At 62.7% G+C, this 22,156-nt stretch carries 16 protein-coding genes and 1 pseudogene; 12 read left to right on the top strand and 5 right to left on the bottom strand.

Annotated elements, in window-relative coordinates:
* The first annotated feature begins 138 nt into the window (after positions 1 to 138).
* The 4 genes from KUF59_RS37365 to KUF59_RS37350 all read left to right on the top strand — a co-directional run bounded on the left by KUF59_RS37365 (position 139) and on the right by KUF59_RS37350 (position 3,646).
* Positions 139 to 594, top strand: a complete 456-nt coding sequence (locus KUF59_RS37365) for an Lrp/AsnC family transcriptional regulator (protein ID WP_212460423.1) — start codon at positions 139 to 141, stop codon at positions 592 to 594.
* A 164-nt stretch (positions 595 to 758) separates the two neighbouring features.
* Positions 759 to 1,817: a S1 family peptidase gene (locus tag KUF59_RS37360; RefSeq protein ID WP_212460424.1), complete on the top strand. Its 1,059-nt coding sequence runs from the start codon at positions 759 to 761 to the stop codon at positions 1,815 to 1,817.
* 141 nt (positions 1,818 to 1,958) lie between these two features.
* On the top strand, positions 1,959 to 2,909 hold the full coding sequence (locus tag KUF59_RS37355) for an STM4504/CBY_0614 family protein (RefSeq protein WP_212460425.1): 951 nt from the start codon (positions 1,959 to 1,961) through the stop codon (positions 2,907 to 2,909).
* A complete protein-coding gene (locus tag KUF59_RS37350) occupies positions 2,906 to 3,646 on the top strand; it encodes a hypothetical protein (RefSeq protein WP_212460426.1) in 741 nt (246 codons plus the stop codon). The genes KUF59_RS37355 and KUF59_RS37350 overlap by 4 nt, the downstream gene beginning before the upstream one ends.
* A gap of 21 nt (positions 3,647 to 3,667) precedes the next feature.
* On the opposite strand, the gene KUF59_RS37345 is transcribed toward KUF59_RS37350, so the two are convergent.
* From KUF59_RS37345 to KUF59_RS37330, 3 genes and pseudogenes are all read right to left on the bottom strand, one after another.
* Complete coding sequence (locus KUF59_RS37345; protein ID WP_212460427.1) at positions 3,668 to 4,273, bottom strand: restriction endonuclease; 606 nt, start codon at positions 4,271 to 4,273, stop codon at positions 3,668 to 3,670.
* 270 nt (positions 4,274 to 4,543) lie between these two features.
* Positions 4,544 to 5,912, bottom strand: a pseudogene (locus KUF59_RS44145) (LLM class flavin-dependent oxidoreductase).
* 22 nt (positions 5,913 to 5,934) lie between these two features.
* The gene (locus KUF59_RS37330) at positions 5,935 to 6,987 is read right to left on the bottom strand and encodes an Ldh family oxidoreductase (RefSeq protein ID WP_212460428.1); all 1,053 of its coding nucleotides are present in this window, start codon (positions 6,985 to 6,987) and stop codon (positions 5,935 to 5,937) included.
* Positions 6,988 to 7,294: 307 nt separating this feature from the next.
* On the opposite strand from KUF59_RS37330, the gene KUF59_RS37325 reads away from it, so the two are divergent.
* Positions 7,295 to 11,410, top strand: coding sequence for a bifunctional diguanylate cyclase/phosphodiesterase (locus KUF59_RS37325; protein WP_212460429.1), 4,116 nt, complete (start codon positions 7,295 to 7,297; stop codon positions 11,408 to 11,410).
* On the opposite strand, the gene KUF59_RS37320 is transcribed toward KUF59_RS37325, so the two are convergent.
* Positions 11,384 to 11,725 carry a hypothetical protein gene (locus KUF59_RS37320; RefSeq protein ID WP_212460430.1) on the bottom strand — a complete coding sequence of 114 codons (342 nt, stop codon included), beginning with the start codon at positions 11,723 to 11,725 and terminating at the stop codon, positions 11,384 to 11,386. The genes KUF59_RS37325 and KUF59_RS37320 overlap by 27 nt on opposite strands.
* 715 nt (positions 11,726 to 12,440) lie before the next feature.
* On the opposite strand from KUF59_RS37320, the gene KUF59_RS37315 reads away from it, so the two are divergent.
* The 7 genes from KUF59_RS37315 to KUF59_RS37285 all read left to right on the top strand — a co-directional run bounded on the left by KUF59_RS37315 (position 12,441) and on the right by KUF59_RS37285 (position 21,003).
* On the top strand, positions 12,441 to 13,598 hold the full coding sequence (locus KUF59_RS37315; protein ID WP_212460431.1) for a glycosyltransferase: 1,158 nt from the start codon (positions 12,441 to 12,443) through the stop codon (positions 13,596 to 13,598).
* 27 nt (positions 13,599 to 13,625) lie between these two features.
* A complete protein-coding gene (locus KUF59_RS37310) occupies positions 13,626 to 15,881 on the top strand; it encodes a GumC family protein (protein WP_212460432.1) in 2,256 nt (751 codons plus the stop codon).
* A complete protein-coding gene (locus KUF59_RS37305; RefSeq protein WP_212460433.1) occupies positions 15,878 to 17,035 on the top strand; it encodes a glycosyltransferase in 1,158 nt (385 codons plus the stop codon). Before KUF59_RS37310 ends, KUF59_RS37305 begins: the two co-directional genes overlap by 4 nt.
* Positions 17,032 to 18,411 (top strand): O-antigen ligase family protein, encoded by a 1,380-nt coding sequence (locus tag KUF59_RS37300; protein WP_258767859.1) that lies wholly within the window; start codon positions 17,032 to 17,034, stop codon positions 18,409 to 18,411. Before KUF59_RS37305 ends, KUF59_RS37300 begins: the two co-directional genes overlap by 4 nt.
* 81 nt (positions 18,412 to 18,492) lie before the next feature.
* A complete protein-coding gene (locus tag KUF59_RS37295; protein WP_212460435.1) occupies positions 18,493 to 18,852 on the top strand; it encodes a hypothetical protein in 360 nt (119 codons plus the stop codon).
* Complete coding sequence (locus tag KUF59_RS37290) at positions 18,849 to 19,853, top strand: polysaccharide deacetylase family protein (protein ID WP_408918052.1); 1,005 nt, start codon at positions 18,849 to 18,851, stop codon at positions 19,851 to 19,853. Before KUF59_RS37295 ends, KUF59_RS37290 begins: the two co-directional genes overlap by 4 nt.
* Complete coding sequence (locus tag KUF59_RS37285) at positions 19,846 to 21,003, top strand: glycosyltransferase (RefSeq protein ID WP_212460437.1); 1,158 nt, start codon at positions 19,846 to 19,848, stop codon at positions 21,001 to 21,003. The genes KUF59_RS37290 and KUF59_RS37285 overlap by 8 nt, the downstream gene beginning before the upstream one ends.
* Here the strand turns inward: KUF59_RS37285 and KUF59_RS37280 are convergent.
* Positions 20,933 to 22,138, bottom strand: coding sequence for a glycosyltransferase family 4 protein (locus tag KUF59_RS37280; RefSeq protein ID WP_212460438.1), 1,206 nt, complete (start codon positions 22,136 to 22,138; stop codon positions 20,933 to 20,935). The two genes, KUF59_RS37285 and KUF59_RS37280, sit on opposite strands and share 71 nt — an antisense overlap.
* Between the last annotated feature and the right edge of the window lie 18 nt (positions 22,139 to 22,156).

The raw sequence follows: 22,156 nt of genomic DNA, 5'->3' as shown, positions 1-22,156 counted from the left end.
CATCACTGGCGGATGGGTCGAGGGTAGTCCCGGAGGGCTGGTAGGTCTTACCTATATTTCCCGCGCAGAGCCGAATTACGGTATGATTTTGCAAATTCAATAGAGATTTGGTAAAATCAACCGATTTGAGGGTTCCGTATGGTTGAAGACCAAGACGCGCAGATTCTCGCGCATCTCCAAAGGGATGGCCGCGCCACCAACCAGCAACTGGCTGACGAGGTGGGCATGTCGACCTCGGCCTGCTGGCGGCGGGTTCGCGCACTGGAGGAAAGCGGTGTCATCCAGGGCTACGCCGCGCTGGTGGCGCGCGAGCGTGCCGGCTTTACGATGTCGGCCGTGCTCCATGTTTCGCTGGAGCGGCACGACGCAAAATTCGTCGACGAGTTTGTTTCTCGGGTAACCAAACGTCGCGAGGTGCTGGAGTGCTTTGCGACCACGGGCGACGCCGACTATCACTTACGCGTCGTCGTGCGCGACATGGCGGCCTACAACAAATTCCTCGACGAGTTCATGTTCCGGATTCCGGGCATCCGCTACGTGCGCAGCAACGTGATCTTGAAGGAGATCAAGACGAGCGTGGCGCTGCCGTTCTAGGCTGCGGCGCAAGCTCTCGTAGGGTGGGTTAGCGAAGCAGCCCGGTCAGCATATCGCTGGCCGGGCTTTTGCGTCCGCCCTGTTCATTGCCTCTATATCCAGTGCGCGCTACACGTAACGGATGTAATGTATGATCGTATTTCTTAGATTGGTCAGATTGACAGATGTCAACAGACGAAATCGGGATTCTAAAGTCGATTTGGCGAAAGAATGCGGCGGGCGTTTGGGCTACGCACGATCTTTCAGGCATAGACCTGAAACCACGAAAGGGTTTCTCGAAGGACTATTTCAAAATCGATGATGAAGTGAATCTTATGACCCAAAGGCCGGGTCAGATCATGAATAATTTCTTCGCTACGTTTGGCACTACCGAATTTTTAGTTCGGCAGAGCATCGTGCCTATCGTAGCTTGGATTGACGGCGATGAAGAGATTCGATGCATTGGCACCGGTTTTTTCATTAGCGCGTCTGGCATATTGATGACCGCCGCTCACGTGCTTCGTGATCCGGCCGACGAAAATTATTCGAGTCTTACTCAAGTCGGCGAAAGGACCCACAAATTCAGCGAAGATTTGCACTTCGGCGCGTTGCTACCCACGAACCCAGCTATGAAAAATGCTCCGTTCCACATTCATCCGGTAATGCGGGACGCGAATTGGTTTATGTGCGAATTCGAGTGGGCGTATTATTGGGGCAGTGATGTTGTGAGTCCGCTTCTACATCAAAAGCCCGAATTTAAACCGCTACTCGATATTGCAGTCTGCAAAGTGCAGGAACACCCCTTGATTGGCCCATATCAGCCGTTGAACATCGGCTTGTACAATCTCAAACTTGGCGACCGCGCTGTAGCGATTGGTTACCCCGAAATGAGGAACATCCGACTTGTGGGCGACGACTATCAGCCTGAACTGGTTGTTTCCGTTGGCTCCGTAACAAACATCTACCCGGACAATATAACCGAGAAACAAAATTCAACGCCCGGGCCGAACTTTGAATTTGACGCCAAAATCCCTGGCAAGATGAGTGGCAGCCCCATTTTGGTTGGCGAGGGCATTCTAACGAAGGGAGTGGTCAGCCGCAGCTTGGGTAGCAACGACAATCACGCAAGCGGATGTCTGATTGTACCGATGATGGGCCTGCCAATAATCGAGAACAAAAGCCTGCTCGATCTCATGAGGAGCGGAAATGAGGGTATTGCGAATATCCAAGGAGCGGGACTCTAGGGTCCCAGCGCGGCTAGACGGACGGCGGGCTGAGCATCCTGTGAATAACCGGGACAAACGTCCCAGCCCTCGTGTTGCTACCTTGCACTGTGCCACCGTGATTATTCGTGATTCGGAAGAAGCGAGGCGCGGACGGGAAAAATGGCAGTTTGGGAACTTTACTCAAAGCGACGAAAGAAAGAACTCGGTCAATTGGCCGACGTTTTTACATATGACAGCATTCCAGCCGCTCTAAGAACGCAAGTCGTCCACATGTGGAACGATGCCATCGGCGTTGAGTATCGTTCGGGTGATGCTGAGACAAGGACAATTCAGAACACCTATCTCGAGATAGCTCAAATTCTCCGTCGTGAATACGGATTGTTCAGACTGTCTAATTCGCGCGATCCGCTGGACAAAAGAGAAGCCAGAGACGACCTTGTAGGCTGGTTTCTTAAAGAACAAGACAACGGCCGCATCCTTGATGCAATAGAATTAACATTCCGAATAATCGAAGTGTACTGTGGAGAGGATCACTATCTCTACGGTAGAAAGAACAGAGAGATTGCTGACGGCATCGTCGAGGAGTTGAACACCCGGTTCAAGGAGCATGGAGTGGGATATCAATTTACGGAAGGCAAACTTCTGCGAGTGGACTCGATGCTTGTACACAGTGAAGTCGTTATCCCTGCACTCGCCCTCTTGCATGGCGAGCACCTCGCCGGTGCGCAGGAAGAATTCCTGAGCGCGTTTGAGCACTATCGACATGGAAAGAAGGAAGAGGCGCTGGTGGACGCCTGCAAGTCGTTTGAGAGCACGATGAAGGCAATTTGCGATAAGCAGGGCTGGGCTTATGACAAGAACAAGGCAAGCGCGTCTGATCTGGTCAATATCTGCCTGTCAAACGCTTTAATCCCATCATTTTGGCAAGGCCATTTTGCTGCTCTGCGAACCGTTCTTCAGTCCGGTATTCCGACTGCACGAAATCGCCAAGCTGGTCATGGCTCCGGCACGCAAGCCAGACCCGAGCCCCCCGATGAACTGGTTGCGTATGTTCTTCACATGACGGCTTCAACGATCCTCTTTCTGTCCGAGTCGGAGAAGCGCTTGTGAGCGAACAGAGGTTCGCGTTAGGCGACAGCACGCTGAAGGTTTTGACCTTCGCTGGTCCTCTCCTCGCAAGTTCTTTGGCGATTACCTACGATGTTGGGTTTTTCGCGGGAGTCGGTATTGGCTATTTTTCGTTTTTCAGCTTGAGCGAACATCTCGTCTTTGCTCTGCAATCGCTGCCATTTGCGATCCCACCCGTTGCGGTTCTCTTATTCTGGTTTACTACCGGATGGTACAGTTATCGGCTGGGCTTTCACGATGCGACTATCTCCAGCGGTGACACCAACCCGAGAGTCAGCAAGTTAGGCTCCTTGATCCGTAGCTGCGTAGAATACGTCACACCGCGTCCATGGTTGCAGCGATTGTATGCTGCAACAATGATCCTCGTCATATTTGTCGAAGCCTGGGTTGGTCAATACGCCGTTGGTTTCCTGCTGGTTGGCCTGTTTGTCTACATGCTAAACGCTCCAGCCTTACACGTAGCGTGGAAAGGTCGTTCGCCCTTCTTGATGGTGACGTGTGCTTTTGCAGCGTTAGTCCTGTCATTCGTGATCGGCGCTCAACGAGCTCACTCCATTATAAATAGTCAAAGCGCATCCGAAACGATTGGCGCTGATGACAAGTTGATTCCCGCACGACTTATCCGAGGCGGCGATAAGGGGATTCTCTTCTTTTCGATGGATACAAAAAGGGTGCGTTTCCTGCGCTGGGACGCGATCAAGCAGATCGAAACGCTGTAGGCTTTGCTTCTTCGACGCCTACTAATCTGAAAGATCGGTCAACCATTTTTGCAGTTTCACGCCGTTCATCAGTTCGAGACGACTAGGAATCACCAGATTCATATTGGGCGCCTCGAACAAACGTGGTGCAAAGTCAGACGTCGTTGCAATTATGCCTTTGCTCGCGTTGGCCTCCCTGAAGAGCACCCCAAGCATCTCGTCAACATGGTCGCGGCCGACGAGGTGATCTGGCGCATAGGCTTTCATGGAACCAAGAATGCGGATGGTGCCGATCCCGTGCTTGACCGCGATCACATCGCGGCCATGATCGCCCGACCTCGGCGTAAGCGTAACTTCATATCCGTCTGCACTCATCGCGCCGGCGAGCATCTCCTCCCATTGTCGGGAATTAAGCTGAAATGCCAGGCTCCAGTCCTCGCTCAATTGCTGGGCGATCTCAATCCACGCAGCGGCGTAGGACCTGATCAGAACCCCTTCCGAAGTTTGCCTCTCCGGAATGATGAGGCCGCCCAGCGTAATTGACGCTATAGCCGTGGCATTGCTGAGTGACTCTATCGCCCGCTTTCGAGGGCTGCTCGCTCCGAGCTTCCCAAAGCCGACCCCCATGCGTCCGAAACCGCCGATCATTGGACAGCCTGCGCCAATATGCGCTGCAACACGCGGCCCTCTCCCTACTATTCAGGTGGTCGTCAGGATGCTTCTGCATGGCGCGAGTCGCAACATTGAAAATCGAACGTTCTGCGAAGCGTAACCGACCACTTCTGTCTCCGCGGAGGGAGAATGAAGAGGTGGGTTAGCTTCGCTAACCCATCCTGCGGCATCGTGCGACGAGCCCCCAGGAGGTCACGCCTGAGGCGGTGAATTTCAGCCAGCGCATGCAAAATCCCTTTGTTCTCGTTACTCGGCGGCGGCCGATGGCTGGGTCTTCCAAGCGCCGGCAGCGGGTCGCTTCAATCCGAGGTTTTCGCGCAGCGTCTTGCCGCGATAATCTTTCTGGAACAGTCCGCGGCGCTGCAATTCCGGCACGATATGCCGGACGAAATCCGCATAGGAGCCGGGCACGTAGGTCGCGGCGATGACAAAGCCGTCGCAGCCGCGCTCGACGAACATCTCCTCTAACTTGTCGGCGATCTCCTTGGGGCCGCCGACCATCGCGTCCTGAACCTGGCCGCGGCCGGAGAAGGTGACGAAATCGCGCGCGCTCGGATTGCTCTTGCCCGACATCTTCAGCACGCCGTCGCGGATGCCCAGAATGCCCTGCATGCTCTTCAACTCGTCGGTCGTCAGCGGCTCGTCGAGACCCTTGGACGCGAAATCGTAGTTGAGTGCTTCCGCGAGCAGCGACAGCGCGTCGATCTGCAGCGGCAGCTTGTTGATCAGCGCCATCTTGTCCTCAGCCTCGGCCTTGGTCGCGCCGCAGACCGGCGTCGCGAGGTTGCAGAGGAACATCTGGTCGGGATCGCGGCCGGCCTTGGCGGCCTCGTTGCGGACGGCCGTATAGCCTTCCTTGGCGCCTGCGAGATCTGCGCGCGGCGGTGAAGATCACCTCGCCCCAGCGTCCCGCAAAGCGCTGGCCGCGGCCGGAGGCGCCGGCCTGGATGATGACGGGATGGCCCTGGCTCGAGCGCGGCACGGTGAACGGCCCGCGCGACTTGAAAGCCACGCCCTTGTGGTCGAGCCGCTTCACCTTGCCCGGATCGGCGAAGCGTCCGCTGGTCTTGTCCATGATCAGCGCGCCGTCTTCCCAGGTATCCCAATGGCCGAGCACGACTTCCATGAATTCGTCGGCGCGGTCGTAGCGGGAGTCGTGCTCGGGGTGGGAATCCTTGCCCATGTTGAGCGCTTCGCCGTCGTTGAGCGATGTGACGACGTTCCACCCGGCGCGTCCGCCGGACATCAGGTCGAGCGTTGCAAAACGGCGCGCGACGTCGAAGGGCTCGAAATAGGTGGTCGAGCAGGTCGAGCCCAGCCCGAGCTTCTCCGTCACCACGCCCATGGTGGTAAGCACGATCAGCGGGTCCATCTTCACGCAGCGGATGCCGTATTCGACGGTGTGGGCGTGATCATTGCCGTAGCGATCCGGCATTGCCAGGCGATCGTCAAAGAACGCCATATGAAACTTGCCGGCTTCCAGGATGCGCGCGATCTCCTGGTAATAATCGGCCGACATGGAATCCTCGCGCGAGTCCGGATGCCGCCACGAGCTCGGCAAATTGGTGCAGTTCTGCGCCTGCAGGAAGCCGACTAGTACCATCTGCCGTGTCATGCCGTTGCTCTCCTTGTCCGGATCAGGCGAGATCGAGCTCTTCATCGAGCTTGTAGTCGCGGGCGAGGGCACGGAAGTTCTCCCACGTGGCGTCCTCGATCTCGATGCCACTCTGCCGGCGTTCGACTGCGCGCAGATGCTCGACTTCGCCGGGATAGAACACGCCCTTGCTGCCCTCGGAGGGCGGCGTCGATTTCAGATAGCGCGCGAACTCGGCGACCTCCTTCTTGAAATCCTTCAGCGGCCGGAACGCAGCGACGTTGAGCACCGCCATGAAGGTTCCGTCGTTGTGACGGCCGGTCGGCTCGACGCCGAAGCCGAGGCCCGTGAGCAGGCCGCACAGCACCTCGACCATCGCGGCGAGCCCGCTGCCCTTGTAGCCCTCGCTGCCGCCGAGCGGCAGCAGCGCGCCGCCCTTGCGATACTGGGTGGGATCGGTGGTGTGCCGGCCCTCGGCGTCGATGATCCACCCCGTCGGGATCTGCTCGCCGCGGGCAACCGCGAGCTGGACCTTGCCGGCGGCGACCGCCGAGGTCGCCATGTCCAGGTAGAACGGCGCGTCGAGATCGGAGGGCACCGCGATCGAGATCGGGTTGGTGCCGAGCCGCGCCTCGCGCCCGCCGAACGGCGCGACGTGCTTTGGCGAGCGGCCGGAGTCCGCCGTCGCGATTCCGATCATGCCCTCGCGCATCGCCATCAGCGGGTAGGCGGCGAGGCGGCCGACATGGCTCTGCCGGAATACGGTGCAGGCGGCGAGGTTCGCGGTCTTGGCCTTTTCGATTGTGAGCGCCATCGCCTTGGCGTTGACGTGGAAACCGAAGCCCCAATGACCGTCGATCACCGTCGTTGTTGGCGATTCCTGAATGATGGTCCATGGCGCGCCCGGGACGATGTGCCCCGCTTTGACACGGTCGATATAGGTCGGCACCGCGATGACACCGTGCGAGTCATGGCCGGCGAGGTTGGCGTTGACGCAGCCCACAGCAACGGCGTCGGCTTCTTCGGCGGAGGCTCCGGCTGACCTGAGGAGCGCCGTACAGATGCGGGTGAGGCGGTCGGCCTGAACGATCGGCATGGCGTTTCCCCGGGGCGGTCGCCCTTGGCGGGCGCCAATTGTTATCGCCATCGTCTCAAAGCGCCCGCGCGATATCAATCTCCTGTAAACCAAGGCAGGGCTGCAAATTCGTAGAGCTACGGGCGTTCGTCCGGCATCCGCCCTCTGCGCAATACATTCACCGTAGTTTTCCCACCAGTTTTGCGCCTGATGTTCGCAGCTCGTTCACTCTGATGAATGGTTTGCCGGGCGCAATAACGACCACTTAGGTGATTTCTCGCGATAACGGGCCCGGGAAAAAAGGCAGGAATGCCCGGGAGCTAGGACCTTGCAGACGACCCTCGCGCGCACATTTGCAGCGTTGAGTGCCATCAACGAAGCGATCCTCTACGCGAAATCGCCGGACGAGCTGTACCAACGGGTATGCGACGCCGGGTTTTCGAGTGGGGATTTTCTGGCTGTTTCCGTGTTCCTGGTCGAGCCGGACGGCCGGCGGCTGCGCTTTGCGGCCGGCTGCGGCGAGGACGTTCCGCGGCTGCGCTCGATCGAGATCACCACCGAGGAGGGGACGCCTGAAGGGTCGGGCGTCGGCGGCGAGGCGTTCCGCACGCAGCGGCTCTGCATCAGCAATGATTTTCTGAACGATACGCGTTCGCTGGCCTGGCGCGAAAGCGCCACCAAGGCCGGCGTCGGCGCTGCCGCGGCGCTGCCGCTGATCTGCAACGGGAAGAGCATAGGCGTACTGTTCGCCACCCGCACCGAGGCCGGATCGCTCGATGAGCAGATGGTCTCGCTGTTCACGCGCATGTCGTCCAACATCTCCTATGCGATTGAGAATCTCGAGCGCGAAACGGCGCGCGTCGACGGCGAAAAGGCGATGCGGCGGCTGAACCGCATGTTCAGCGCCATCAGCGCGACCAACGAAGCCATCCTGCGCGCCAAGACCGAGCTCGAACTGTACCAGCTCGTCTGCGACGCCTCCGTGCACAGCGCCAAGTCGATCGCGACCATCGTCCTGCTTCGCGAGCAGGGTTCACACTGGTTGAAGCCGGTGGCCGGAACGGGCGATAATCTCGACCTCGTCACCCAGGCGCGCTATTCGACCGATCCGGAGAATCCGTTCGGCCGCGGCATTTCCGGCCAGGTGTTCCGGACCCAAGAACCCGTCGTTGAGGGCGATCTCGCCCTGCGTACCAAGGGGACGCCCTGGGAGCAGGTCAACGTCGATACCGGCGTCGCGGCTTGCGTGGCCGCGCCCCTCATCAAGCGCGGCGAGAGCGTCGGCGTGCTGCTGTTCTTCATCAGCCGGTCCTGGGCGAAAGACCGGGAGATCGTCGGCCTGCTGCTGCGGATGGCGGAGAACGTATCCTTCGCGCTCGACAACTTTGCGCGCGACGAGGAGAGGGCGCGGATCGCCGCCGAGGAGGAGCGGCTGGCGCGGATGTATGCCGCGCTCAGCGCCACCAACGAGGCGATCCTGCGCGCGCGATCGCGTGCCGAACTGTTCGATCTGGTTTGCGAGGCCACGGTACAGGGTGCAAAATTCGCCTCGACCACGATCTTTCTGGCCGATCTTGACGCGGAACTGCTCCGTGTCGCGTCGAGCTATGGACCGCACGCTGATGACTTGCGCAACTACACCTTCGCCCTCACCGACGCGGTGCCGGAGGGACGAGGGTTGACCGGAACCGCCTTCCGGACCCGCCAGACCTATATCAGCAACGACCTCCTGGCCGACCAGCGCATCAAGCCATGGCACGAAAGCGCGCGTCGCGCCGGCATACATTCGTCAGCCGCCTTGCCGCTGTTCAACGGCAGTCGGGTCGAAGGTGTCTTCCTCTTCAATGCCGTGGAGCGCGACACATTCACTCCGGAGTTTGTCGAATTGCTCCAGCGGTTGCAGGCGAACGTCGCCTCTGCGCTGGAGAACCTCGACCGCGCGGAAGAGAAGGCGCGGGCCGACAGGCAGCGCGACAGGCTCAGCGGCATGTTCCAGGCGTTGAGCGCCACCAACGAAGCCATCATGCGCGCCAAGACGCGCGAGGAGCTGTTCGAGGTCGCCTGCCAGGCGGCCGTGCTGGGCGGGATGTTTGCATCGACGACGATCGGGATGATGGATCCGGCCGGTGAGGTCGTCCGTGTCGTCGCTGCGAAGGGACGCAACCACGAGCGGATGTTCGGCAGAACCTGCACCATCGCGCCCGGTCATCCCGAGGGCGAGGGAATCATCGGCACGTCGCTGCGGTCGCTGCGTCCCTGTGTGATCAACGACTATCTGAACGACCCGCGGTCGGCGAATTGGCGCGCGAAGGCGGTCGAGGACGGCACCCGTGCTGCGGCGAGCTTCCCGCTGCTCCGCGCCGGTCGCGAGCCCATCGGCACCCTGCTGTTCCTCGCGCCTGAAGCAGAGACGTTCACGCCAGACCTCGTCGAGCTGCTGGAGCGCCTTGCGGAGAACGTCTCGTTCGCCCTCGACAATTTCGATCGCGCCGAGGAGAAGGCCCGGACCGAGGCGCAGAAGGAGCGCTTGACGCGCATGTTCGCCGCGCTCAGCGCAACCAATGAAGCGATCATGCGGGCGAAATCCCGTAGCGAGCTGTTCGAGCTGGTCTGCCAGGCCGCCTCGAACGGTGCCAAGTTTACCTCGACCACCGTCGCGCTCGCCAAGGCCGACAGCGATCAGCTCGAGATCGTGGCCGCGGCCGGACCGTCCGCGGAGACCACGCGCAACGTCAGGCTTTCCATCGACCCGGCGCGCCCCGAAGGGCGCGGCATGGCTGGCACGGCGTTCCGCACGCGACAGCCCTGCATCAGCAACGACTATCTCAACGACAATCGTGTCGCTGCCTTCCACGCCATCGTCCGCAACGACGGTGCAAGGTCCGGCGCCTCATTCCCACTCATCGCGCACGGCGAGGCCGTCGGCGTCATGATCTACATGTCGATCGATCAGGACACTTTTACCGGCGAATTCGTCGAGCTGCTGCAGCGCCTCGCCGACAATGTTTCCTTCGCCATGGAGAACTTTGATCGCGCCGACGCCAAGAACAGGGCGGACGAGCGCATCGAATATCTGGCCTCGCATGACAGCCTGACCAATCTGCCGAACCGCGAGACCTTCAATGGGTTGCTCCGCGAGGCGATCGACGAGGCGCACCGTCACGAGCGCCGGTTCGCCGTGCTGTTCATCGACCTCGACCGCTTCAAGGTGATCAACGATTCGCTGGGCCATGAGGCCGGCGATCTCCTCCTGCTCGAGGTCGCCAACCGGCTGCGCAAGGCGCTGCGGGCGAGCGATGTGGTGGCGCGGCTCGGTGGCGACGAGTTTGTCGTCATCCTCGACCAGTGCGGCGACATCGACGACGTCCAGCACATTGCGACCGAGCTTTTGGCTGCGCTCGGCCAGCCCATGGAGCTCGCCGGCCACGAATGCCACACCACGGCGTCGATCGGCATCGCGATGTATCCGGCCAATGGCGCGGACGCCCAGACCCTGACCAAGAACGCCGACATGGCGATGTATCTTGCCAAGGAAGACGGCAAGAACGGCTTCCGCTTCTTCTCCAAGGAAGTGAAGACGCAGTCGATCGAGCGGCTGTCGCTGGAAAGCGCGCTCCGCCGGGCGCTGGAGCGCGAGCAGTTCTCGCTGCACTATCAGCCCAAGGTGGACATGGAGACCGGCCAGATCACGGGCGTGGAAGCGCTGTTGCGCTGGACCCATCCCGAGCTCGGCAGCGTGTCGCCGGCGCAGTTCATTCCGCTCGCCGAGGAAACCGGCCTGATCGTGCCGATCGGGCGCTGGGTCGTGAAGGAAGCCTGCGCGCAGGCGATGGCCTGGCAGCGCCGCGGGTTGTTGCCGCTGTCGATGGCGGTCAATTTGTCGCCGCGGCAGTTCGCCGACGAGCATCTCCTGCAGGACGTCGACGAGGCGCTTGCGGCGAGCGGCATGTCGCCCGTGCTGCTGCAGCTCGAAGTGACCGAGAGCATGATGATGCGCAATGTCGGCCGGGCGCTGAAAGTGCTCGACGCCATCCAGAGCCGCGGCATCCGCCTTGCCATCGACGATTTCGGCACCGGCTATTCCTCGATGTCGCTGATGAAGCATTTTCCGATCGACACCATCAAGATCGACCGTTCCTTCGTGCGCGACCTGCCACATGACAGCGAGGACCAGGCGATCGCCCAGGCGATCATCAGCATGGGCAAGGCGCTCGGCATGACCGTGGTCGCCGAAGGCGTGGAGAATGCCGAGCAGGAGGCTTTCCTGCGCACCCATGGCTGCGACGAGATGCAGGGCTATCTGGTCGCAAAGCCGCTGCCGCCGCAGCAGATGGCCGAATTGCTGCGGCCGATGAGCCTTCCGATCTCCCCGCCGCTGCAGCCGGACCAGCAAGCGGGCAGCGACGACGGCGTGTCGTCACGGTTGAAACGCGCTGTCGTCTGACGGCTGCGGATGCAGATCTGGCACGTCGCGATCTGCATCGTCTCTCATGCGCGGAAAGTCGTGAACCCAGGGCAGTGAGGTCTGTCCGCCGAACAGCGCCAGAACGGCGTGCGCTCCGTCGGCGAAGCTCGATCCGTCGCGCAAGCCAAGCCGATTGCACCAAGCGCGTCGCATCGGCTCGTGCGCGTCGCGCACGGCCATGGCAGCGCCCCACCACCAGGCCGGCGCAGGCGAGCGCTCGTGTTCGGGCACCGCGCGCCACCGCGCGAGCTCGTCCATCATGCGCTCGAACTGCAGGCCTGCAGCCTGGTGCATTCCGGCAAAACTCCCCGCCACGCGTGAAAGATCGGATCGGGCATCGTCCTCAAACAATCGATCGGACGTCGATTGCGCGATGCGGGCAAACGCCCCGCTGCAACGCTGCCGTACGCAAAACGCGCACCAGTCGCAGGACATGAACGCCGACTGACTGCCGCTATTTTACTCGCCCCGGTCGCGGGTCGGCAAGGCAATCACTGCGTCATGGTAGCCTTTCAAATTGGCTCATTCGGTAAGATCCGCGGCGAAGGCGATCCGGCTTGTTTACCTGACGTCAAGACGCGGAAGGGGAGTTCGACGAGGCGCGGTGAAGCGTCGCACGCGCGGCTTCAAGGCTCACGAAAGCGTGCTTCTGCGCTGCAAATCGAGCGTCAATCGAGGCGTATCGTGTCACGATTTCGCTCGAAAGCTGAAGGTATTCCCCGCAAATCTTCGCGATTGCGAAATCTCCTATTAACTAAGGTCATTTACGTTCGTAACTCAGAGCCAGAACTGCATCATTCCGACGTCATTTCTCCGTTTTCGACGCAGCTTCCATCGGCATCGGCTGCGCTCGACCCGCAAAACCAAGACTTAAAATTTTCTTACCTGTTAATGACGAAAAAGCAGGGATGGAACCAGAGCAGGTTAACTAGGAATTTAGGAACGAGTTGTGCGCGCGCCCCGGACCCTTAAGGGTTTCATCAAATTGCCCTGGCTTGTGGGAATCAAGATGCGCGTCGCTATCGTTCACGACTGGCTCTACGTTCTCGGTGGCGCCGAACAGGTCCTTCGCGAGATCCTGAAGTGCTATCCGAACGCGGACGTCTACACGCTGTTCGATCTGCTGCGCCCGGAAGATCGCCGCAAGCTCGGCTTCGAGACTTCACACACCAGCTTCCTGCAGAAGATGCCGTTCCTCAAGCGGCATCACCGTTCCTATCTGCCGCTGATGCCGCTCGCGATCGAGCAGTTCGACCTGTCGAGCTACGATCTTGTGATCTCCAGCAGTGCCGCGGTCGCAAAGGGCGTGATCACCGGGCCGGATCAGTTGCATGTCGCCTATGTGCATTCGCCGATGCGCTATGCCTGGGACCTTCAGCACGTCTACCTGAAGGAGAGCGGGATGGAGTCCGGCATCAAGAGCGTGGTTGCGCGGTCGATCCTGCACCAGATGCGGATGTGGGACGCGCGCACGGCGCACGGCCCCGACGCCATCATCACCAATTCCCAGTTCGTCGCCCGTCGCGTCAAGAAGACCTACGGCCGCGACTCCAGGGTCATCTATCCGCCGGTGACGCTCGCCAACCGTGACGTCATCCTGCCGGTCGGCAACCACTTCCTCGCGGCTAGTCGGCTGGTGCCCTACAAGCGGATCGAGCCGATCGTGCGCGCCTTCAACGAGATGCCCGATCTGGAGCTCGTCGTCGCCGGCGCCGGCCCCGAGGCCGAGCGGCTGAAGAAGCTCGCGGGCTCCAATGTGAAGTTCGTCGGCTTCGTGCCCGACAACGACCTGCGCGACCTGATGACCACGGCGCGGGCCTTCGTGTTCGCAGCCGAAGAGGATTTTGGCATCGTGCTGGTCGAGGCACAGTCGGAAGGCACGCCCGTGCTCGCGCTCGGCAAGGGCGGCGCGCGCGAGTCGATTGCCGGGTCCGGCCCGCGTCCGACCGGAATGTTCTTCGACAAGCCGGACCCGCAGTCGATCGTCGAATGCGTGCGGTCGTTTGTCGCCAGGGAGAAGACGATCTCGCGGCTGGATTGCCGCCATCGCGCGACCCTCTTCTCGGCCGAGAGATTCCGCAACCAGTTCGTTGCGGCCGTGAACGAGGAATTGGAGCGGTTCCGTGCGGGAGACCAGGGGCTCGAGACGCCTCGGTTGATCGCATAGGCTCGCCATTGTGCCGAGAACAAAAGAATGAGGCACGCGAGCGTATCGGAAGCCTTATCCGGTCTGGAATCATTGGGTAGAATCTGGCGGCGCCGGCGGCTGTTCGCTGCGGTGTTTCTCGGCACGATCGTGCTCACGATCGTTGCGCTCCTGGTGTTGCCGGTCCGCTATCTCGCCACCGCATCCGTCATCGTCGCCGAGCAGGAGCCGGGCGTCGCCAACGCTTCGCCCGCCTGGGCGCAGAAGATCGGCGACCCGGCCGACCTCGAAAGCCAGCTTCTGGTCATTCGTTCGCCGCGCTTGATGCGGATCGTGATGAACGCGCCGGGCGTGCTGGACGCCGTGACGCAGGAGTGCGAGCGCGGCCGCCTGTTCGGTTCGGGCGAGGCCTGCCAGCGACTGCGAACGGACAGCACCGCGTTCATCGAGCTTGTCGACGGCCATCTCACGGTGTCGTCGGCCGGCCGCTCGCGCGTCATCAACATCTCCTACCAGTCCGCCATACCCGAGGTCGCCAAGACGCTGGCCAACGCGCTCACGACGGCGTTCCTCGAGGACCAGCGCACGGAAGGCGCCAACAGCCGCGAGGTGGCGACGACCTGGCTGTGGCAGGAGCTGCGCCAGCTCGACGACCAGTTGCGGCAGGCGGATGAGAAGATCCAGAAATTCCGCCGCACCAAGGGCCTGATGCGCGGCGCCAACGCGCCCATCACCTCGGAGCGGCTGTCGAGCATCGGCCAGCAGCTCTCGCAGGCCGAGGCGGCCCGGGCTGAGGCCGCTGCACGCCTGCAGGAGATCAAGTCGCAGCAGGCGCGCGGCCTGACGGACGCGCCCTCGGTGCTGTCGAGCCGGACCATCGCCGATCTCAAGCAGCAATTGACAACGGTGAGCTCGCAGCTCGCCAGCGCCACCAGCGTGCTGGGGCCGCGGCATCCCTCGATCATGGCGCTCACGCGCGAGCAGGGGCTGATCCAGCAGCGTCTCGCCGACGAGATGCAGAACATCGCCGCCAGCGCCCAGAAGGCCTATGACGCCAACGACAACCTCGTGGCGTCGCTGAAGAAGCAGATGGAGACGGCGAAGGCCGAGGCCGGATCGGCGACTCTGGACGAAGCCTCGATCGAGAGCATGGTGCGCGACACTGAGATCAAGCGCCAGCAATATGCCGAGCTCTACAAGAAGGCGAGCGAGCTGGAGACCGAGCGGCGCGTGCTGCAGGGCTCGACGCGGCTCGTCAGCCTGGCCGAGCTGCCGAACAAGCCGTTCTTCCCCAAGAAGCTGCCGTTCCTCGCAGCCGGCTCGACGTTGGCGTTGATCCTGGGTGTTGTCGCCGCTCTCCTTGCGGAGCGGCTCAACCCGAGCCCCGCAGCCGCGGAGCAGCCGGCGCCGTCCCGCGCGGCACGTCCGGACGATGCAGCCGGGACGACGAACGCCGCCGCAACCAAGGACGAGCCGCCGCCGACCGCGGTGCCCGTAGCGATGCCGGTCGAGCGATCCTCGCTGCTTTCGGCCATGACGGGAGCCCCGATCATTGCGCGCCTGCCGCGGCTGCGTGAGCCGCAGCAGGCCTCGCCCGTCAGCAGCATCCTCCAGTCGCATCTGAAGCTGCCGATTCTCGAAGTGTTGCGGCTCGCGGTCAGCGACGACGATTTCCAGTGGATGCTGCACAATCTCAAGCTCGGTCTGCGCCTCGGCAGTGCCGAGGGCGCGCAACGCATCGTCGTGACGTCGCCTGCCGCGGGCGAAGGCAAGACCGTGACGACGCTGGCGCTGGCGGAGCATCTCGCGGCATTCGGCTGTCGCGTCCTCGCCGTCGAATGCGACGTGCTCAATCCGGCTTTTGAAGCCGCGCTCGGCATCGAGGGCGGCGTCGGCCTGCTCGGCGTTCTCGCCGGCTCGATGACGGCCCGCGATGCGGTGGTCCGGACGGCGGTGCCGAATCTCGATGTGCTGGTGTCCGGCGGCGTGGGCGCGCGGGCCGCGAATATGCTGTTCGGCAGGAGACTCGTCGATCTGCTCGGCAATGTCGGCAGCTACGATGTCGTCCTGATCGACAGCCCGATACCGCTCAATGCCGGCAACTACCTCGCTGATATCGACCACACCATCGTCTGCCTGAAGGGCGACGGTTCGCTGATGGGGCGCGCCGCGCCTGTCATCACTGAGGTGAAGGCGCTCGGTGCGGGCAGTGTCGTGATCGCGGTGACGATGGAGGAAAGCCAGCGCAGCCACGCCTATCAGCCGGCGTTCATCCCGACCGAAGCATATGCCAGGGCAGGATGATGTCGAGCGAGCGCGTCCTGTTCGTGGATCACACCGGGCAGATCGGCGGCGCTGAGCTGATTCTGCTCGACGTCATTGATGGACGGCAGCAGTCTTCGGTCTTCCTGTTCGAGACTGGACCCCTGAGCAAGGCGATCGCTGACAAGCGGCTCAATCTCATTGCGTCGAAATGGGGCAAGGGCCTGTCGCAGTTCCATCGCGACAGCTCGCCGTTGAGCGCATTCCCGCTCGCGGGGCGCATGGCGGCAATCGTGTTCGAGATCGCGCGTGCCGCGCGCCGGCATGACATCGTCTATGCCAATTCACAGAAGGCCTTCATCCTGTCGGCGATCGCAAGCGTGATTGCGCGGCGCCCGCTGATCTGGCACCTGCACGACATCATCAGCTCCGATCATTTCGGTGCAGCGCAGCGGCGGGCCCAGGTGCTGCTCGCAAACGCCTGCGCGACGAAGGTGATCGTCCCCTCCGAGGTTGCCGCCACCGCGTTCATCGAGGCAGGCGGCCGGCGCGAGCTCATCGACGTCGTGCCGAACGGCCTTGCCATTCAGCCGGATCCGAGCTCGCCCGGCGAACTCCGGCAAAGGCTCGGCCTGCCCGCAGGTCCGCTGGTCGGCGTGTTCAGCCGCCTTGCCGCCTGGAAGGGCCAGCATGTGCTGGTCGAGGCCGTTGCAAAACTTGCCGGTGTGAACTGCATCATCGTGGGCGATGCGCTGTTTGGGGAACAGGACTATGCAGCGCGGCTGACCAGATTGGTTGCCGAACTGGGAGTGGAGGATCGCATCCGCTTCCTCGGTCATCGCAACGACGTGCCGAAATTGATGAAGGCCGTCGACGTCATGGTGCATCCGTCGATCGATCCGGAACCGTTCGGTCGCACCCTCGTCGAAGCCATGCTGGCGGGCGTGCCCGTGGTGGCCACCAATTCCGGTGCAGCGCCCGACATCCTCGAGGGCGGCAAGGCCGGCACGCTGGTGCCGCCCAACGACGCCGCTGCGCTCGCCGACGCAATAGCAGGCGTGCTGGCAAAACCCGAGCAGCTCTCCGGCCAGCTCGAATATGCCTCCGTCCGCGCGCGCGTGCACTACAGCCTGAAACAGATGCTCGACACGATCGGGCTCGTGATCCGCAAGGCGCAGACGGGAGCCGCGACATGAGCGCGAGCCTGGCCTCGTCGCAACGGCAGGGCGTGTGGCCGCTGCCGGGCTGGCTCGCGGCCGTGCTCTTGCTGGCGGTCATCGCCGGCCTCGGTGGCGTGCTCGGCGGTTTGTCGCGGCTGGTCTTCGTGCTCGGCTGCGGTGCGGTCGGCTGGTATGCGTGGCGTCAGGGCGCCGCGGCGCATTTGCAGGCCGCGCTGGTGCTCTTCACGTTCGCGCCCTTCGTGCGCCGGCTCGTTGATCTCGCGATCGGCTTCGATACGCTCGGCCTGATGCTGATCGGGCCGCTGCTCGCGATCCTCGTTCCCGTGCTATATCTGCCGCGGCTGCTGGAGACCGAGGACGTGCCGGCAAAATGGTTCTGGCCGCTCGGCATCGTCGCCTGCTCGGTGATCTATGCCGGGATGCTGTCCATGGCGCAGGCCGACTGGAACAATGCCGCTTCGGGCACGCTGAAATGGCTGGCGCCGCTGCTCTATGCGTCGGTGCTGATGCTGAGCGCTAATAGGCGCGAAGTGATCGACGCCGCGACGGCGGCATTTCTGGTCATCCTGCCCGTGACGGGGCTCTACGCCATCTATCAATACGTCGATCCGCCGGCATGGGACCAGTACTGGATGCAGCTTGCGCCGATCCTGTCGATCGGCCAGCCGATTCCCTACGGCGTTCGCTCCTTCAGCACCATGAACTCGCCGGCGAGCTATGCGAGCTTCACCGCGGTCGGGCTGTTCCTGCTCGCCTTCTCGCAGAAGCGCTGGCCGGCCCTGCTGATCGCGTTGCCGGCGGGCCTTGGGCTGCTGCTGTCGCTCTACCGTACGGCGTGGATCTCGCTCGCCGTCGGCATTCTGTTTTGCCTGCTGTTCTCCGCGACGCGGCGGCGGGCCAGCATGATCCTGATCGGGACCGCGGTCGCGCTGGTGCTGGCCGCGACGCTGACGCCGTTCGGCGACGTCGTCGGCGAGCGCCTCTCGACCCTCGGCGAAGGCACCCAGGACGGCAGCGCGCAGGAGCGCCTCGAGGAATTCGTCACGCTGTGGAAGTTGCCGGACTCCTCGCTGTTCGGCTCCGGCTTCACGATCACGGACGTTGGCTCGGCGGGCGCGATGCCCATCGACGGCATGATCATCGCCTGCTGGCTCTCGATGGGGATCATCGTCGGCGGCCTCTGTCTCGCCGCCCTGTTCTGGTCGATCGGCAACGCGCTGAGCACGGCCTTTGCCGATCAAACCGCGGACGCCGTCATCGTCGGCGCGCTTGCGCTCGGTGCGCTGGCGCAGTTGCCGCTCGCCAGCATCACCTCCGGCGAGGCCGGATTCCTGTTCTGGACTTTTGCCGTTCTGCTGACGCCCCGGCTCGCCGAGGGATCGGCCGAATGACCGCTGCGCGGCATCGCGTTCGCGCTCCAAAATCGCTGCGGCCTGGCGGCGTTCGTCATTGTTTCTGCGTGTATCGTTAACATGTCCATTAACCTTCGGGCGTGGTCGATTCAGGGCTCATCCGAGCGGATTTCGCTGTATTTTAGCCTGGGAAAAGCATCTCGCGGCCTGATGCTTCTGCGCGGCAAGGTGTCGGTGCGCGAGGAGCGGCGAAACGTCCTAACACTCCTGGCTTTTGCGCTGCTGTTCGTACTGCTATTGGTCGATCACCACCTGCGGATTCAGAATTCGTTAATTGAACTGCTGGTTCGACTTTTCATCGGGGGGCTCGCTTATCTCGTCTGCATCGGTTTCGCAGTCGAGCTCCTGCTCCCCAACATGGGACTGTCGGTTCTGAACCGTGTGCGCAGGACACTGCGCGTGAGTTGGGAGCTGAGTTGAAATTGTTGCTGTTCGCCACAGCCAGTGCACTTGCGCTACCGTTTGCCAGGGTGACTGACCGCGCCCTCGGCCCGCGCGGCTGCCTGTTTACTTTTCATCGCGCAGCACCTTCGGAACTCTGGGAGAAGCTGCCCAATCGCAATTTCTATATCGACGCCGCGTTCCTCGACAAATTCCTGGCCTATCTCGCAGCGCAGAACTGGGACGTGGTGACGATGAGCGAGGCGCAGCGCCGCATGTCGAGCGGCGAGCGCGGCAACGGCTATGTGAACTTTTCGATCGACGATTGCTATCGCGATACGTACGAAGTGATTGCGCCCTTGTTCCGCAAGCACAAGGTGCCGCTGACGCTGTTCGTCACGACCGGCATTCCCGACGGAACCCTCCCGCTGTGGTCGTCCGGGCTTGAAGACGCGTTGCTCAACCGCGACCGCGTGCGGGTCGGCGACGAGACCGTCGTGGTCGAGAGCAGCGAGGCGAAACGCGCGGCCTATCATCGAATCGCCGCATCCTGGGATGGTTCCGACGCCGAAAAGCACTATGCCGCGTTCTGCGCAGCCAATGGCATCGATATCGAGGCGATGCACTGGAAGCACGCGATCTCCTGGGAGATGCTGGCCGAGCTTGCGCGGGATCCGCTGTTCGAGATCGGCGCGCACACCGTCACCCACGCACGTATTTCCTCGCTGGAGCCTGAGGCTGCGATGGTGGAGCTCGAGCAGTCGCGCGAGCGCCTCAACGAGCGCCTCGGCATCCAGGTCGAGCACTTCGCGTTTCCCTATGGCCGGGCCTTCGATTGCGGTCCGCGCGATTTCGCGCTGGCGCAGCGTGCGGGCTTCCGCAGCGCTTCCACCACGCGCAAGGGCCTGGTGCGCCGCGGGCACGACGCGTTCAGCCTGCCGCGCAACACCATCAATGGCGGCCATCGCAGCCTTGCTGCGATGGAGATGCATCTGACAGGCTTCACCGGCACGGCCGCAAGGGTGCTGGGGCGTGTCTGACGGCGCGCCGCTGCGGATCGTGTCGATCGCGCACCCGGCCGTCAGCAGTGAGGCCGGGCGACTGCGCTACCGCCACTTTGCGTCCCGGCCCGACGTCGACATGCATCTGGTGATGCCGGCGACCTGGCAGGAGTTCGGCCGCAGCATGACGGCGGAGCCGTTCCAGGCCGATGGTGTATCGGTTCACGTGCTGCCGATCCGGATCCCGCATGCGGGGCCGATGAGCTGGTATCTCCATTTCTATCCCGGGCTGCGCCGACTGTTGCGCGAGCTCGAGCCGGACGTCATCCATCTCTGGGAAGAGCCGTGGAGCGTCGTTGCGCTCCAGGCGCAGATCCTCAGGCGACGCGCGGCCCTGGTGCTGGAGGTGGACCAGAACATCCTCAAGCGGCTGCCGCCGCCGTTCGAATCGATCCGCAAGCATGTGCTCAAGCACACCGACCATTTGCTGTCGCGCAGCCCCGACGCCACCGCCGTCGTCCGCGCGCGCGGCTATGCAGGGCCGGTGACGCCGATCGGCTACGGCGTGGATGTTTCGACCTTTACGCCCGGCTCCTCCAAGCACGGACAATCGTTCCGGATCGGCTATGTCGGCCGCATCATCGAGGAGAAGGGACTTGATGAGGCGCTCGACGCGATGGCGCGCGGTGCCTCGCCGGTGTCGCTCAGCATCATGGGTGAGGGACCCTATGAGGAGACGCTGCGCCGGCGCGTCGATGAGCTCGGCCTTGCGGGACGCGTGGATTTTCGCGGCTGGGGCGCGCCTGCCGACGTCGCAAGCTTCATCCGCGGCCTCGATGCGCTGGTGCTGCTGACCCGGACGACCAAGGCCGTGCGCGAGCAGTTCGGACGCGTGATCATCGAGGCGCAAGCTTGCGGCATCCCGGTGATCGGGTCGACCTGTGGAGCTATTCCCGACGTCGTCGGCGAAGGCGGATGGATCGTGCCGGAGCGCGATCCGGACAGCCTCAGCAAGCTGCTCGCCAGCCTCACCGACGATGCCGCGCTGGTGCAGGCGACGGGGCAGGCCGCGCGACGCAATGTCGAGGCGCGCTTCACCTACGAAGCGGTGGCCAGCGCTATCGTGTCGGCGTGTCGGGCTGCAGCGGAGGCGCTCGCTCGTCCAGCGTCTCGTCGCCACCGCGCTTGATCGCGTCGATCTGCTTCAATAGCTCGATATACTGCGCGCCGATCCGCTCCCAGCTATACTTGCGTGCGGTCTCGCGCGCGCCTTCCCTCATGCGGGTCATCAGCGCCGGATCGGCAAACGCGTCGGCGATCGTGGCTGCGATGTCGTCGGCATCGGGCTTGATCCGAAAGCCGTTCACGCCGCAGGTCAGATATTCCTCGATGCCGCCGACGGGCGTCGCGAACACCGGCAGCGCGCAGGCCATGGCCTCCATGCAGACCAGCGAAAACGTTTCATAAGCCGTCGGGAGCACGAAGGCATCCGCAGCCGAATAGATCGCCGGCAGGTCGGAGCGATGGCCGGCAAAGATCAGCCGGTCGCGCGCCTTGTGCGCGAGCTTGCGATAGGGCGCAGGATCGTCGGAGCCGACGACGAGCAGCCAGACATTGTCATCGAGCGTCTCCAGGGCGGCGATGACATGCGCCAGGCCCTTGCGGTGGAATTCGTGGCCAACGAACAGCAACAGCTTTGCATCGGCGGGAATGCCGAGTTCGGCGCGGATCGCCCGGCCACCTTGCGGATCGGGCGTGAAGCGATTGAGGTCGATGCCGTTGGAGATCACGCGGATGCGGGAGGACGGCACGTCATAGAATTGCTGCAGCTCCTGCGTGACGCGCGAGGACACCGCGACGAAGACGCGGTAGCGCAAGCCGCCGATCATCCAGCGCTCGCGCAGGCTCACCCACAGATGCATGGGATTGAGCCGCCAGCGCCACTGGCCGGTGCTGCGCTTCTCGGCGAGGCTCTGTGCGTTGACGGCGTGCACCACCAGCACGTCGCCCTTGAAACTGTCGCCATGGCTGATCACGACGGCGTCGGGATGGCGGCTCAGCGCGCGGGTGACCGCGAGCGTGAACAGCGGCACCACGATGGCCCGGCCGATATAGCGAAGCGGCCCGCGGGTCGGAATCCGCGAGAGCCAGGGCATGATGCGCTCGATGCCCGCGGTGCGCTCGAAATCGCTGCTGACTGCGCTTGCCAGCACAACATTTGGTAAGCCGTTGCGGTTAAAGATGCGCACGAGCTCGCTGGCGACGGTTTCGACGCCGCCGGCGCTGCTGAGTTCCTGAACGACCTGGACGATCCTAGGCGTCATTGGGCTTATCTATGAAGC

Origin of the sequence: Bradyrhizobium arachidis (assembly GCF_024758505.1) — a bacterium.
GTDB classification, from domain to species: Bacteria; Pseudomonadota; Alphaproteobacteria; order Rhizobiales; family Xanthobacteraceae; genus Bradyrhizobium; species Bradyrhizobium manausense_C.
This window is presented reverse-complemented; position numbering and strand designations above follow the sequence as displayed.